11 protein-coding genes and 1 pseudogene are annotated in these 15,071 nt (G+C 64.0%); 6 read left to right on the top strand and 6 right to left on the bottom strand.

The features are described from left to right. The first annotated feature begins 412 nt into the window (after positions 1-412). The 3 genes from KGM94_RS16045 to KGM94_RS16035 are packed head-to-tail and all read left to right on the top strand — an operon-like array spanning position 413 to position 5,429. Positions 413-3,922, top strand: a complete 3,510-nt coding sequence (locus KGM94_RS16045) for an indolepyruvate ferredoxin oxidoreductase family protein (protein ID WP_300260997.1) — start codon at positions 413-415, stop codon at positions 3,920-3,922. A 34-nt stretch (positions 3,923-3,956) separates the two neighbouring features. Beyond that, positions 3,957-4,994: a hypothetical protein gene (locus tag KGM94_RS16040; protein WP_366526250.1), complete on the top strand. Its 1,038-nt coding sequence runs from the start codon at positions 3,957-3,959 to the stop codon at positions 4,992-4,994. Between the two features lie 39 nt (positions 4,995-5,033). Then, the gene (locus KGM94_RS16035) at positions 5,034-5,429 is read left to right on the top strand and encodes a RidA family protein (RefSeq protein ID WP_300260995.1); all 396 of its coding nucleotides are present in this window, start codon (positions 5,034-5,036) and stop codon (positions 5,427-5,429) included. Positions 5,430-5,480: 51 nt separating this feature from the next. On the opposite strand, the gene KGM94_RS16030 is transcribed toward KGM94_RS16035, so the two are convergent. The 6 genes and pseudogenes from KGM94_RS16030 to KGM94_RS16005 all read right to left on the bottom strand — a co-directional run bounded on the left by KGM94_RS16030 (position 5,481) and on the right by KGM94_RS16005 (position 11,439). Then, positions 5,481-6,839, bottom strand: a complete 1,359-nt coding sequence (locus KGM94_RS16030) for an enoyl-CoA hydratase/isomerase family protein (RefSeq protein WP_300261000.1) — start codon at positions 6,837-6,839, stop codon at positions 5,481-5,483. A 117-nt stretch (positions 6,840-6,956) separates the two neighbouring features. Further along, positions 6,957-7,490 (bottom strand): annotated as a pseudogene (locus KGM94_RS16025) (3-hydroxyacyl-CoA dehydrogenase family protein); the annotation flags it as partial. 55 nt (positions 7,491-7,545) lie between these two features. Continuing rightward, positions 7,546-9,177 (bottom strand): acyl-CoA mutase large subunit family protein, encoded by a 1,632-nt coding sequence (locus tag KGM94_RS16020; protein ID WP_300260992.1) that lies wholly within the window; start codon positions 9,175-9,177, stop codon positions 7,546-7,548. Beyond that, entirely contained in the window at positions 9,174-9,569 is a 396-nt protein-coding gene (locus tag KGM94_RS16015) for a cobalamin-dependent protein (RefSeq protein WP_300260989.1), read from the bottom strand. Before KGM94_RS16015 ends, KGM94_RS16020 begins: the two co-directional genes overlap by 4 nt. Further along, entirely contained in the window at positions 9,562-10,698 is a 1,137-nt protein-coding gene (locus tag KGM94_RS16010; protein WP_300260986.1) for an acyl-CoA dehydrogenase family protein, read from the bottom strand. Before KGM94_RS16010 ends, KGM94_RS16015 begins: the two co-directional genes overlap by 8 nt. A gap of 48 nt (positions 10,699-10,746) precedes the next feature. Beyond that, positions 10,747-11,439 carry an EthD family reductase gene (locus KGM94_RS16005; RefSeq protein WP_300260983.1) on the bottom strand — a complete coding sequence of 231 codons (693 nt, stop codon included), beginning with the start codon at positions 11,437-11,439 and terminating at the stop codon, positions 10,747-10,749. Between the two features lie 67 nt (positions 11,440-11,506). Here KGM94_RS16005 and KGM94_RS16000 point away from each other — a divergent pair, with 67 nt between their 5' ends. From KGM94_RS16000 to KGM94_RS15990, 3 genes are read left to right on the top strand one after another with little or no spacing between them, the layout of a single operon-like run. Next, positions 11,507-12,301 carry a GntR family transcriptional regulator gene (locus KGM94_RS16000; RefSeq protein ID WP_300260980.1) on the top strand — a complete coding sequence of 265 codons (795 nt, stop codon included), beginning with the start codon at positions 11,507-11,509 and terminating at the stop codon, positions 12,299-12,301. Continuing rightward, on the top strand, positions 12,291-13,508 hold the full coding sequence (locus KGM94_RS15995) for a thiolase family protein (protein WP_300260977.1): 1,218 nt from the start codon (positions 12,291-12,293) through the stop codon (positions 13,506-13,508). The genes KGM94_RS16000 and KGM94_RS15995 overlap by 11 nt, the downstream gene beginning before the upstream one ends. After that, positions 13,505-15,043: an AMP-binding protein gene (locus KGM94_RS15990; protein WP_300260974.1), complete on the top strand. Its 1,539-nt coding sequence runs from the start codon at positions 13,505-13,507 to the stop codon at positions 15,041-15,043. The genes KGM94_RS15995 and KGM94_RS15990 overlap by 4 nt, the downstream gene beginning before the upstream one ends. Positions 15,044-15,071: the final 28 nt, after the last annotated feature.

Genomic DNA, 15,071 nt, shown 5'->3' with positions numbered 1-15,071 from the left:
GTCGGGACCGACCGGCTGTTTGGTGCCGGGGTGCAGCACGGGCGGCGGCGGCTTCGGAAGATCGGCCTGAATGTTGTACCAGATTTTCGGAATGCGCGTTTCGTCGAGTTGATACTTGATGGTGTCGCTCATACGTACCCCTCCCTGACTGGCCGAATATTCTTACCGCATTGAGACCTTCATTGCTCCCGACGCTGCCAAAAAGGGCAGCACATGCCGGATCGCCGGCGTCGGTTGTGGTTGCATCGCACGCAAATTCTTTCACCCGCGCTGATGCTCTGACGCCGTAGACGAACCCTCCAGTAGACTGCATCCCGTATACCGTATATGCTGGTTCCCGTCCAGCCCTTCGGCGGCGCCTATGGTGCAGGGAACTGCCCGCCGCGAGTGTTGTCCATGGGATGTCCGGCGCATGAGGTCGATCTCGCTCGACGACAAATACCTGCTGGAAGACGTGCCGATCTTTCTTTCGGGCGCGCAAGCGATCGCCCGTCTCGCCATAGATCAGCGACGGCGTGACGCCGATGAAGGATACAGGACAGCGGGGTTCTTGTCGGGCTATCGCGGCTCGCCGCTCGGCGGCGTTGACACGGCGCTCTGGCAGGCCGCAGCGATATTGAAGACCCACGACATTCATTTCGAGCCAGGCCTCAACGAAGAGATAGCCGCGACGGCCGTCAGCGGCAGCCAACAGGTCGAACTGTTCGGCAGTCGGTGCGATGGCGTGTTTGGAATCTGGTACGCGAAAAATCCAGGGCTTGATCGGGCTTTGGATGCGCTCAAACACGCCAACGCCGTGGGAACCGCGGCTCGCGGCGGCGTCCTGGCCATCGTCGGCGATGATCCGGGTGCCGCATCCTCCTCTTTGCCGAACCAATGCGATCATGCATTCATCTCGGCGCTCATACCCGTCCTCAGCCCTTCCAGCCTCGAGGAAGTCATCCGCTTCGGCTTGATAGGCTTCAGCCTCTCCCGCTATTCGGGGCTCTGGACCGGCATCAAGGCCGTCGCCGATACGATCGAATGCACCGGGTCAATTTCCGCGCCGGGGCGCTCGTTCCGCTGCTCGACGCCAGATGACTTCGAATTGCCGCCGGACGGCCTTGGCGCCAGATGGCCCGACGAGCGCTGGGACCAGGACGTCCGCTTGCTCAAATGGCGACTGCCGGCCGCGCGCGCATTCGCACGCGCCAATGGGCTGGACCGCATCGCATTCGGTCGCGCAGGCGGTCGAATGACCATCGTGACGTCCGGCAAGGCCTACAACGATGTTCGCCAGGCTCTTGACGGACTTGGCATCGACGAGCATGCCGCGAATGCGCTCGGACTTGCAGTCTACAAGGTTGGGATGGTTTGGCCGCTGGAGGGGGAGCGCATACGCGAGGCCGTCGAGGGCGTCGAAGAGGTCGTGGTCGTGGAGGAACGGCGTGCGGTGATCGAGCCGCAATTGAAGGACATCGCGTACAACTGGCCCGCCGACCGGCGTCCGCTGATTGTCGGCAAGCGCGATGAAGCGATGTGCATGCTGCTTCCTGAAGAGGGCGAACTTTCTCCGGAAACCGTCGCCCTCGCGATCGGCGACCGGCTTGCGCGGCTCGGTCTCTCGCCGGGCAGCGCGACCAGATTGCACGTGCTTCGACAGCGCAGAGCCGAGGCGCGACCGAAGGGGCCAATCACGGGCCGGACACCGCATTTCTGCTCCGGCTGTCCTCACGCGCGATCGACACGCGTTCTCGAAGGCGACGTTGCCATGGCCGGTATCGGTTGCCATTCGCTGCGAGTCTGGATGCCGAACAGTCAGACGATGATTTTGCCGCAAATGGGAGGCGAGGGCGCTTCGTGGCTCGGTATCGCGCCCTTCACGCCCAAGACCCATGTCTTCCAGAACCTCGGCGATGGTACCTTCGTGCATTCCGGCAGCCTGGCCATTCGAGCGGCCGTCGCCGCCAAACGCAACATGACCTTTCGCATATTCTGCAATCAGGCCACCGGAATGACCGGAGGGCAGCCCCTCGAGGGCGGCCTCGGGGTCGCAGATATCGTTCGGCAAGTTGCCGCGGAAGGTGTGGCGCGCATCGCGGTCGTATCTGCCGAACGAAAGCGCTATGCAAGGGACGTGACGCGGACGCGCGGCGTTTCGATCCATCATCGCAACGAATATGAAAACGTCCAGCGTGAATTGCGAAATGTCCAGGGCGTCTCTGCGATCGTTTACGACCAGATTTGTGCAACGGAGAAGCGGCGACTGGTGAAGCGCGGCAAAGTGCCGGCGCCTCAGGTACGGCCGTTCATCAACTCCCGCGTCTGCGAAGGATGCGGCGATTGCGGCGAAGTCTCCAATTGCGCCGCTATTCTTCCGCTCGACACCGAGCTCGGCCGCAAACGGCGCATAGACCAGTCCTCCTGCAATGTGGACTTGTCGTGCCTCGAGGGATTTTGTCCGAGCTTCGTCACTGTGCAGGGTGCACAAGTGCGGCGCGCGCGTCCTGTCGCCGAAGTTGATCGGACTGAGCTCCCTCCGCCGACCCCGCTGGGTTCAGACGCGGATGTGATCGTCGTCGGCGTTGGCGGCACGGGCGTCATGACCATCGGAGCGGTGGCGGGCATGGCCGCGCATCTTGCCGGGAGGGCGTGCTCCGTCCTCGACAACACGGGGATGGCGCGCAAGGGCGGAGCGGTATCGAGCCACATCCGCATCGCATCGCATCCCGAAAGAATTGCCTCGCCGCGCATCCCCGACTGCAAAGCGTCGCTGGTGCTCGCCTGTGACGCAATCGCAGCGACCGCTCCGGCGATGCTCGCGAAGATCGAACGAGACCGCACTCAGGTCATTGCCAATGCCGACATCGTGCCGACATTCGGCCAGCGGCTCGATCCTGACGCCGTATTCGCGCCAATGCCGATCCGCCAGCGCCTGCTTGACGTGGCCGGCGATGATCGATGCGAATTCATCGAAGCCGCGGCAATGGCAGAGCGCTCGCTTGGCGATTCAATTTACGCGAACATGCTGATGTTCGGCTACGCGTTTCAGAAGGGCTTCGTGCCGCTGCCGGCAGAGGCGATCGAAGAGGCCATCCTGCTCAACGGGGCGGACGTCCCGGCGAACAAGCGCGCTTTCGAACTCGGCCGGCGAACGGCGCTCGCCGAGGTTCGAACGTCTGCCGACGCGCAGATCGACCGCGATGACGAGCCGCTCGAGGCCATGATCGAGCGACTTGCCGCCTTTCTGGTTGACTATCAGGACGAAAGCTACGCGCAGCGGTTCCGCGATGTCGTGGCCAAAGCGAAAGCTGCGGAAAAAGTGGCCTGCAACGATCGCGATCAGTTCACGCGCGCGGTTGCGCGAAGCCTCTTTCGTCTCATGGCGATCAAGGATGAATACGAGATTGGCCGTCTCTATACGGATGGGGAGTTCGATCGCTCCCTCCGCGCCCAATTTTCGGAACCATACAGGATCAGCTACCACTTCGCGCCGCGGTTCCTGCCGCTGCGGAACGGGGCCAACGGCCGGCCAGGGAAGTGGACGTTCGGACCGTGGATGCGCCCGGTGCTGGCGGCGCTGTCCGCGATGCGCGGCCTGCGGGGAACGCCATTCGATGTCTTCGGGTGGTCCGCCGAGCGTCGGCGCGAAAGGCGCTTGATCGTCGAGTACCAGGATCTGGTCGGCGAACTCATGCGCGATCTTGGCCCGGGCAATCACCATCTGGCGGTTGAGATCGCCGGTCTGTTCGAAGATATTCGAGGGTACGGTGCCGTGAGGGCCGCCGGGAGTGCGAGGGTCGAGCGGCGCAAGAGCGAGCTGATGGCCGTCTACCGCGAACGTCCGGAGCCGGATGCGCCACGTTCCGATCAGCCTGGCGGGAGAGCGCCGGAGGCGGGCGTTGCGAGCGGGAACGGTCTCGTGCGCGAGATCATAGGATAGTGGCTCACGGTTGCACGGCTGGGAGGGCAATAGCATGTCCGTCGAAATTCTCGCAAATCGCCGTATCCCGCCGGCGGTGCCGCAGATGGTGTGGATCAACGATCAAATCGCGGCGCGGATCGTGACGGCCGGCTTTGCATATCAAACCGTCATGGAGGCGCTCCTGATTCATGCGGCCGACGATTTCGTCCAACCGCCAAAACCGTTCGTGCGGCCGGGCGGAGCTGCGGAGGAGTATGAACGCGGATACCTGACCGCGATGCCGGCCTACGTCGGAGGCAGCTTCGACGCGTTGGGCGCCAAGCTCGCGACGGGATTTCCTATCAATCTGACGCGCGGAATTCCCCGGGCGTCCGGCGTCATCGTGCTGTTCGATACCACGACCGGGGTTCCGGTGGCGGTGGTGGACAGCAAGACGATCTCTGCAAGGGGGGCCGCCGCGACGGCGTCGATTTGCGTCGATCATCTCGCCGCCAAGGCGAACCTTCGCATCGCAGTCCTGGGGGCCGGGCCGATCGCTCACGAGACGGTCATCAGCCTGTTCATCACCAGGTCTCGCCCGATCGATTCCATGCTCATCTTCGATCCGGTTGGAAATCGCGCGCAGGCGATCGTCGAGGCAGTCTCGCCCTTTACCGACGTGCCGGTCCAGCTTGCGCCATCGGCCAGGGACTGTCTCGCGGATGCCAACGTCGTCATCGCGGCGACGACGGGCGCCAAGGCTCATGTTCAGCCGGAGTGGCTCGGTGACAGGTGGCTGATCATCGCGCTGAGCTCCGACGATTTCGTGCCCGAGACCATTCTGTCCGCGGACAAGCTGGTCTCCGACGATTTCGTCCAGAACAGCCAAGAGGACATGCTGTTCCCTCGTCTCGTCAGGTCCGGTGCAATCGGGCGGGACAGGCTTTATGGCGAGCTCAGTCATATCGTTGCGGGACGCATCGCCGGCCGCGAGGGCGGGGAGCGCATCTTCGTGAACCCGACCGGTATGGCGATTCAGGATATCGCCATCGCGGCGCGTGTCTGCGCGACGGCAGCGTGCCGAACCGACGCCCGACTGCTGACGTCCTAGCTTTCATCTTCGTTCAGACGCGTACCAACAGGAGAGACCATGCATACGATCGTTCAACCCAGGGGTTGGCTCCGACCCAAGGGTTATGCCAACGGCATTCTGGCCGAAGGAAAATTGCTCTTCGTCGCCGGTCAGGTTGGCTGGAACGAACGCGAAGAGTTCGAGAGTGACGACTTCGTCAAGCAGGCAGAGCAGGCGCTGAAGAACATCGTGGCCGTGCTCAGTGAGGGTGGCGCAAAGCCGGAGCACATCGCGCGCATGACCTGGTACGTCACGAGCAACAAGGAATACACGGATCGGTTGGCGGAGGTCGGCAAGGTCTACAGGAGCATCATCGGACCGCACTATCCTGCAATGACGCTGGTCCAGGTCGCGGGATTGTTCGAGGCCGGCGCCAAGCTCGAGATCGAGGCGACGGCGGTCATTCCCGCTTAGCTGCGGGCGTAGTGGCGGGCCTGCGGTGCCATCGGTCGGCGCTCACGCGCTTCAGCCGGTCTTCGTAAAATCCGCCACGCGCCGCGCGAGGAACGCTTCGATTCCTTCGCGGGCCGCGGAGGCGCAGGCGCTCGCGCCGAACGCGCGATAACCGACTTCGAGCGCGTCATCGAATGACGGCGTTGCTGCGGCTTCCACGATCGCCCGATCCATGATTGCGATGATCTCGCGGCTCAAGGGCTGGCTGTTCGCTGCGACGGGAGTGGCCGGCGGCAGCGGCAGAAGGGCGACGGGCGCGTCCAAATTGGCGCGTGGCCTGCCGATCAACGCGTTGACGCGTTCGATCGCTCTTGCAATGAGGTCGGGGTAGTCCTGCGCCAGAGCGTCGACCACGCCGAGCCTGTGTGCACTGGCGGCATCCATCCTCCTGGCCTGTCGCAGCATGCCGGCGAAATGGTCGGCGGCGGCCGGCCAGCGTCGGAACGGAACGACCATGGCCCCGATCCCGGGAACGATGCCCAGCGTGACTTCGGGAAACTGCATCGACACGGTACTCATCGCCACGATCGCATGGCAGCGCAAGGCGAGTTCCAGACCGCCGCCGAGCGCCATGCCGTTGAGGGCTGCGACGACCGGCTTTTCCATCCGGTCGAGGTAGGTCAGCAGTCGCGAGCAGTCGCGCGCATATTGCGTGGCCTCATCGGCATGACCGAGCATGCGCGGGAAACGCCCAATGTCGGCACCAGCGCAAAAGGCGCGAGGCCCATAACCGACGATCACGAATCCGCGCGTCGCCGCGTCGGACTCGTAGTGGCGCAGCACCGATAGAATCTCGTCCGTCAATTCGTCGTGCAGCGCATTCATCGCCTCGGGGCGGCGGATCGTGACGATCTTGACGCCGCTCACTTCGTCGACGAGCAGATTGCGCAGGAAATCCTGATACTGAGCGGTCGGTCGGGTCGACCGGGGCATGCCGGGACGCTCCGCGTGCATGCGCGCCGTGATGCGCGCCGCTTCCTTCTCGCCAATGCGTCTAAGGAGATCGAGCGGTCCCTGCCTGAAGCCGAGGGCGAGGCGGCAGCCCAGTTCGAGATCGGCGGCGGCGCCGATCTTGCGATCGAGAATGTCGAAGGACTGGGACGCGAGAATTCCGATCAGGCGATCACGCACTGCGGCGGCAACGGTCGTGTCGACATCGACGCGCTCACCGGGCGCGACGGTTTTCCAGCGATCGACGGATCCAAAGATCCTGGCCGGCTGGTAGTGAGCGCCTTCGGCCTTCGCCTGCAACGTATTCGTCTCGACGATGATCGGATTGCCGTTCGCCATGTTGAGAACGAAGAAGGGGCCAGCATGCACGAATTCGGACGCGACCGTGTCGATTTGCGCCGCAGTCGCCTGCTCCAGCATGAGCCCGGCCTCGTTGCACCAATTGTCGAAGATGCGATCGAGCATGAAGCAGGCGACATCCGCGGTGACGAGCGGGACCTTCCCCGTGGTGCAGAAGAACCAGCTCAAGTCCTTTGCGAGGAGCGGGTCGGCCGACTCCCAGTCGATGACCTCGACGATTGGATTGCGCCAGGCCGGGGCAAAGAAATGGGTCACGGTGGCTCGCGCCTTGTGGCGCAAATTCGCGAAGATGGTTGCAGCGGGCAGGGAGCTCGTATTCGAGGTGATGGTTGCGTCCGGTCGGACCAGCGTTTCGACCTGCGCGAGAATCCGGTGTTTGACGGCAACATCTTCCGTTGCCGCCTCCAGCACCCAGTCGACGCCGGCGATGTCGTCGTAGCGCAACGTCGTGTAAAGATTGGCGCAAACTCTTTCGGCCTGCTCCCTGCTCATTCTGCCCCGGACGACCGCCTTGTGCGCATAGTCCTCGAATCGCCGCCGTGCGCGATCGAGTGCGTCTTGCGAGATGTCCACGAAATGCAGCGTGAGGTCGTCGATGGCGCTCTTCAGGTAGTAGCCGATATCCGGCCCGATCGTGCCGGCCCCGATGATGGCGATTGATTTCGGGAACGCCCGTGTCGGCTTGTGGAGGAGTGGGTTTTGCAGAGCCATGATCGAGTTCCGTTGCGGTCGAATGCGGCGCGGGTCAGCTCACGATGCGGCCTCTCTAACCCGCGCGACGCCACAGCTGCGTGGGCTCCTGGAAGCGGCCATAGACATCGACAAGAGCGCCATTCATCTCGCCGACCGTCGCATAGACCTTGACGGCATCGACCAGCGCCGGCATCACGTTGCGGCCCGCTTCGGCATCGGCGCGCAGTGCCTTGAGAGCGCGCGCGACGGCCTCGTTGCTACGCGCGGCGCGGACTTTCCGTACGTTCTCGATCTGCTGCCTGGCGCCGGCCTCGTCGTAACCGTGCAGGTCGACCTGCGGCTTCTCCTCATCCGAATCTTCGTAGCAGTTGACGCCGACCTTGCGCAGTTCTCCGGTTTCGAGCGCTCGCTGGCGCCGGTAGGCATACTCCGACACTCTTGCCTGGATCACCCCGTCGCTGACGGCCCTGACGATTCCGCCCTGGGCGTCGACCCATTGCATGGCCTCCGTGATCTTCTGCTCGGTCTGGTTCGTCAGGGTCTCGACGTAGTAGGAGCCGCCGAGCGGATCGACCGTGTCGGCGAGACCGACTTCCTCTGTCAGCATCTGCATCGTACGCAGTGAAAGGCGCTGCGCTCTCGGCGTCGGGATCGTGTAGGCCTCGTCGTAGCAGCACAGGGCCATGGTTTGCGCGCCGCCGAGCGCGGCCGCGAGCGCATAGTAGGCCCCTCGCATGATGTTGTTCTCGGGTTGCTCGATCGTCAGCCCGAAGCCGCCGCCCCCGGCGATCATCCGCATCCAGCCCGATTCGGGCCGCCTGGCGCCGTACTCGTCGAGAATGATCTTCGACCATCGCCTGCGTCCGGCGCGGAACTTGGCGACCTGCTCGAACAGGTTGCCGAAGATGTTGAAGTTGAACGACAGCCGCCCGGCGAATTCGTCGATATCGAGGCCGCGGGCCAGCGCCATGTCGGTATAGGCCTTGGCGATGGCGAAGGCGTACCCCATTTCCTCGGCCGGGCTCGCGCCGGATTCGCGGATGTGATACCCGCAGACGCTCACGGGACTGTATTTCGGCGTGACCTTCGCGCAATATTCGATGGTGTCGGCGACGAGCTTGACGGATGGCTCGACCGGGTAGATCCAGGTGCCGCGGCCGATGAACTCCTTCAATATGTCGTTCTGCGCGGTGCCGCGCAGCTTCGAAAGATCGTAGCCGCGCTTCTCGGCCATGGCGAGAAACATGGCGATGAGGCTTGCTGCCGCCCCGTTGATCGTCAGCGATACGGTGATGGCGTCGAGATCGATGCCGTCGAAGGCGATTTCGAAATCGCGCAGGGTGTCGATCGCCATGCCGACACGCCCGACCTCGCCGGCGGCTTCGGGTGCGTCCGAGTCATACCCGCACTGCGTCGCCAGGTCGAAGGCGACGTTGAGGCCCGTCTGGCCGTTGGCAATGAGGTATTTGAAGCGCTCGTTCGTATCGGCGGCATTGGCGAAGCCGGTGTATTGGCGCATGGTGAACGGGCGGTGACGATACATCAGCGAATGAATGCCGCGCGTGAATGGCGCATTGCCCGGCAGACTGTCGTCGACACCGCCACTCGCGACCACGTCCTCCGCCGTGTAGAGCGGCTTGATCTCGATGCCGGATTCGTTGATGACCGGCCTCATCTTGCTCGCCAGCTTCGATTGGTCGTTCACTTCACGTTCTCCCGGATGAAGGAGACAATGTCTCCGGTGTGGGACCCGGTCGGAAATACGCCCCTGAAGCCGAGCTGGCGCAGCACCATGCGATCGTTCTCGGGAATATTGCCGCCGACCAGCCACAGCTTGTCGTGCAGGCCCTTCTCCATCATCAGGTCGCGCACGCGTCGGCACAGCGGCAGATGGGCGCCGGAAAGGACGGATAGACCGATGACGTCGGCGTGCTGCTTGATCGCCGTGTCGACGATCGCCTCGGGTGTCTGGCGCAGGCCGGTGTACACCACGTCGAAGCCGGCATCGATCAGTGCATGCACGACGACTTTCGCTCCGACGTCGTGACCGTCCAGTCCGGGTTTGGCCACCAGTACTTTGACTTGATGATCAGGCACGCGCCACTTCCTTCGCGATGATGAGTTTGAGAATATCGCTGGTGCCGCCGCCAATCAGCGTGAAGCGTATGTCGCGCAGATGGCGCTGGACCGGAAACTCCATGCTGTAGCCGTAGGACGCCAGGATGCGCGCGGCCTTGTCGCATATCTGCAACGCGGCTTCCGAGGCGAAGAGCTTGGCCATGGCGGCCTCGCGGTGGTGCGGCTTGCCGGCATCCTTGAGCCAGGCGGCGTAATGAACGAGGCGACGCGCCGCCTCTAGATCGGTCGCCATTTCCGCGAGCTTGATCTGCACGGCCTGGAAGGAGTTGATCGGCTTGCCGAACTGTTTTCGCTCGGCCGAGTAGCGGACCGCCTCCTCGAGCGCGCCGCGCGCGCCGCCGAGCGCCAGCGCACCGGTGACGATGCGGACTTCGGCCAGAAGCTTGCGTAGGTGGGCCTCGCCGTCGCCTTCTTCGTGGCTGAGCCGGTGGCTGTCCGGCACGAAGCAGTCGTCGAGGGCGAGCTCCGACGTCGGCAAGGCCCACACGCCCATCTTGGGGATGGCCTTGCCTACGATCAGGCCCTCGAAATTGCGCTCGACGAGGAAGATCGTGAGTTTGTGCGCCTCGCCCGCTCGCGCAAAGACCGTGAAGAAATCCGCAACGGGCGCCGAGGTGACCCAGATCTTCCGGCCCTTCAGGCGATAGCCGCCTTCGACCTTGCGTGCCGATGTGGCGATGCCGGCAAGGTCGCTGCCCGCGTCGGGCTCGGTCATGCAGATGCATCCGATCTTCTCGCCGCGCAACGCCGGAATCAGCAAGCGTTCACGGATGTCGGCGCCGCCAAGCATCTCGAGGAACTTGGTGCCCATCAGCGACTGCATGGTCGCGCAGCCGGCCAGCGACATCGAACCGCGCGCGATTTCCTCGAGTGCTATACAAAGCGAGACCAGATCGAGATCGGATCCCCCGACGGCGGCGGGATAGCGCATGCCGAAGAATCCGAGCGCGCCAAGCTTGTCGAACAATTCGCGCGGGAACGCGTGGGCCTCGTCGATTGCGGCCGCCTTTGGTATGATCTGCTCGTCGCAGAACCGTGCAAAGGTCTCCTGGATCCGCGCCTGTTCGTCGAGAAGCTCGAAATCCATTAGTTCGCTCGCCGGTTTGCGAAACGCGCAGTGCCGCCAGGCTTTCGCTCAGGACAATGCATGATGGCGCTCCCGCCGCATTGCAAAGTGCGTATGGCCGCGAAACACCCTTGGCAGCGCATCGAAATCGGCACGCAACGCAACCCGGGCAGGGGAAATCATGGCCGCGTTGAAATCCTCGGCGCTGTCGAACTCGACCTCGTTCCCGATGAGGTAGTCCGCAGGTTCGCAATGCGGCGCGCGCAGTGCGCCCAGTGGACGGTAGCATTCGATTGCACGGATGCGAGGCAGCTTTGCCAGGAGAGGTGGGTGGGTGCGCTCGTAATGATCGGCGAAGCTCGCTGCCGCTTCTCTGGATCCGTGATAGCGCACTACATATCGATAGGCAGTTCGGCGCAACTCGGCCCGAGGCCCATCAACGGCATAAGCGTTTCCGCTCATCGGCGTCGCTGTGAGGGTCAATCCAGCCGGCCTCTGCGCCAGCCAACGCTCGAATGCGACGCTCGCGATGGCCGTGCGCAAGTCGCCTTCCGTTCGAACGTGCACGATTGCGGCGATCAGTGGGCCTGCCGCGGGGACGACGAAGGGATCGGCCCCGCCGGCCGTCGGCAAATAGATATCGGCGTGAAGGATGCCGGGGAGCGGCAGCAGGCTATGCAGGGCGTCGCGCTGAAACCAGTCATGCGACTGCGCTGCAAGCCCTGCGTGTCCCTTCGCAGCGATTTCCAACACCCAACTCACTCCGCCGCTCCACGGCAAAGGGCGGAGCGGCCGACCGCGGAGCCGATTTCAGCGGCCCTCCTGCCGAGTGGATCTGACGTCATCCTGTTCAGACCTGCAAAAACGGACTAGACAGATGTTCAATGTATCCCGTATACAGGGCGCCGTCTACATGGAAAAGTCCAGCATGGCCACGACGCTCACGACGATCAAGCGCTCACCCACGCTCGGCGATCAGGTCTATGCGACGCTGCGAGATTCGATCCGTTCCGGTCGGCTGAAAAGCGGCCAGCTCTTGCAGGAAGTGACGATCGCGGCCGATCTCGGCGTGTCGCGCACCCCTGTCCGCGAGGTCTTGGCCCGGCTGGCCAGCGAAGGGCTGATCCAGGCGGAGGGGCGCTACTACGTCGTGCCGCGCCTTTCGGCCCAGGACGTGGAGGACATTTACGAGCTTCGCCTGATGGTCGAGCCGGAAGTCTTGCGGAAGGCCGCAAGCCGCATTTCCGGGCGCGGCCAGCTGCAGCCGTTCCGCGCCGAGCTTGCCAATATGGTCGTCGCAGACGAAGCCGGCGATGCCAACGCCTTCATGGAAGCGAATTATCGCTTCCGCGACGCATGGCTCAAACTCGAGACCAATGCACGGTTGCTGCGCGTCATCGAACAATATTCCGATCACGTCCGCTTCCTGCGCGCGATCACGCTCGGTGACGCCTCGACGCGCGCCATCGTCATCAAGGGATTGCGTGCGGTGACGAGCGCGCTGGCAGCCGGCGACGGAGAAGCTGCGGCCAAGGCGATGCGCGCGCATCTCGAGCAGGCGCGCCGGATATTGCACGCGGAGATCGCCAAGGCCACGCCGGAGAGCGGCGCAAATGGCCTATAGCGCCGAGATCCCGTTTCGCGCCTACTGGAGCACGCCCTTTGCGCGCTGGCAGGGCTCGTTCGCCAATCTGAATTCGATCGAGTTCGCCGCGCACGTTGCGAAGGCCGAGTTCGCCAAGCGTGAGGGATTGGCCGAATCGATCGATCACGGCGTGCTCGGGATCAGCGTGCCGCAGAAGCACTCGTTCTACGGGTTGCCGTGGCTGGCAGGGCTCGCCGGACTGAAGGGCGTCGCCGGGCCGGCGATCATGCAGGCATGCGCAACGGGCGTCCGCACGCTGCTGGCCGCCGTCGAGGAGGTGGACGCCGGTCTTTCATCGGTCTCCATCGCCGTCAACTGCGATCGCACGTCGAATGGCCCGCATGTCTACTACCCCAATCCGCGCGCTCCCGGCGGTACGGGCGCGGCGGAAGACTGGGTCATGGACAATTTCAATTTCGATCCGCTCGGCCGGCACGCGATGATCCGCACTGCCGAGAACGTCGCGATGAAGCACCAGATCGCGACGTCCGAGCAGCACGAAGCGGTTCTGGTACGCGAGGCGCAATACCGGCAGGCGCTCGCCGATGATAGTGCGTTCCTCAGGCGCTTCATGACCCTGCCGTTCCAGGTTCCCGACCCGGCATACCGCAAGACGGTGACCTCCCTCGACGGCGACGAGGGTGTGAATTTCTCGACGCCGGAAGGTCTCGCCAAACTCAAGCCGGTCCTCGAAGGCGGCAGCGTGACCTTCGGCGGCCAGACGCATCCTGCCGATGGAAATGCAGCGATCGTCGTTGCGAAGCCCGATCGCGCCCGGGAGCTCAGCGCCGACAGCAACATCAGAATCACCCTGCATGGTTTCGGCACGGCCCGCGCGGCGCTTGCCCACATGCCGGAGGCGCCCGTCCCGGCCGCGCGCAAGGCGCTGGCCGTCGCAGGCAAGAGCTTCTCCGACATCGACGCCATCAAGACGCACAATCCGTTCGCAATCAACGACGTATTGTTTTCGCGGGACACGGGAGTGCCCGTCGACAAGTTCAACAACTACGGCTGCTCGCTGGTATGGGGTCATCCGCAGGCGCCGATGGGAACGCGGAGCATCATCGAATTGATCGAGGAGCTCGTTGCGCGCGGCGGGGGGTGGGGACTGTTTACGGGTTGTGCTGCCGGCGACTCGGCCATGGCAGTGGTGTTGCACGTCGATGACCGCGGCCAGGGGCCATGAACATTTCACGCTGGATCGACAAGCACGCGAAATTCGCGCCCGGTGGTGCGGCGCTTCGCTTCGCCGGATCGTCGATCAGCTATCAGTCGCTGGCCGCCGAGGTCGAAAATGCGGCGCGCAAGCTCGTCGCGCTGGGAGTGATGTCCGGCGATGTCGTAGTCTATCTCGGTCTCAACGGACCGCAGCTGCTGGAGCTGCTGTTCGCCTGCGGACGTCTCGGCGCGTCGGTGGCGCCGTTGAACTGGCGCCTCACCGCGCTGGAGCACGAGCGCATGTTGCAAGACTGCCGGCCGCGCGTTGCGGTCGTCGCGGACCAATTCGTCTCTCATGCCGCGCCCCTGCGCGCGACCTTCGAAGCGACCCACTGGACGACGCTCGGGGGGCCTGCCGCCGGTTGGCTGTCCTGGAACGACGTGCACGCCTCGCCGGCGGCGCTTCCGGATCCCCCCGACGCCGACAATACGCCGGTCCTGCTCTGCTACACGTCCGGGTCGACGGGCGCGCCGAAGGGCGTCGTGCACACGCACGCGTCCTTGTTCTGGAACGCGATCAACAGCGTGCACATGCACGATCTCACCAGTGCCGATCGGGTGCTGACCACCCTTCCGCTGTTCCATGTCGGAGGGCTGAACATTCTCACGACCCCGGCCCTGTATGCGGGTGCCAGCGTGACGTTGCACCCCAAGTTCGATCCGGACGACGCAATTGATGCCATCGAGAAGGAGCGGATCACGCTGACGGTCCTCGTGCCGGCGCAGTTGATGGCGATGATGGCGTGTCCGCGATGGCAGCAGGCGGACCTGTCGAGCCTGCGCGTGGTGACGACGGGATCGACGATCATCCCGGCCTCGTTCGTGCAGAAGGTGCACGAACGCGGCCTGCGACTGATCCAGGTCTATGGGTCGACCGAGACGTGCCCCATAGCGGCCTACCAGCGCGCGGACTCCGCCGAGCGAAAGTTGGGGGCCGCCGGGCTTCCGGCGCTGCATTGCGACCTGAGGATCGTGGATGCCGACGGCCGAGACGTCAGCCGGGGTGAGGACGGCGAAATTCTCGTGCGCGGTCCGAACCTCATGCGTGAATACCTCAACGCGCCCGAGGCGACGTCGGCAAGCCTGAAGGACGGCTGGTATCGGACGGGCGACGTCGGCCATTTCGACGAAGATGGCTATCTGTTCGTCGTCTCGCGCAAGAACGACATGATCATTTCCGGCGGCGAGAACGTCTATCCCGCCGAGATCGAGAATGTCCTGCTCGAATGGCCCGCAATTTCCGAAGTGTGCGTCTTCGGCCGGCCGAATTCACGCTGGGGCGAAATGATCGTCGCGATGATCGTTCCGGCCCCGGGCGAGAAATTGACCGCGGCTGACGTCCTGGCTCGCCTCGAAGGACGCGTCGCCCGCTACAAGCATCCGCGCGAGATCGTGTTTGCCGCGGCGTTGCCGCGTAACGCGCTCGGCAAGGTGATCAAGGAAAGAGTGCGGGCCGAAGCGGCGCCGCCGCCCGAAAGGATACTGGAGGGTCAGAGGCCATGAGGCTCAAGGTCGGTATCGACGTCGGAGG

Origin of the sequence: Bradyrhizobium sp., from assembly GCF_028868675.1 — a bacterium.
Classification (GTDB): domain Bacteria; phylum Pseudomonadota; class Alphaproteobacteria; order Rhizobiales; family Xanthobacteraceae; genus Bradyrhizobium.
Note: the sequence above shows the minus strand (reverse complement) of the source record. Positions and strands in the feature narration are given on the sequence as shown.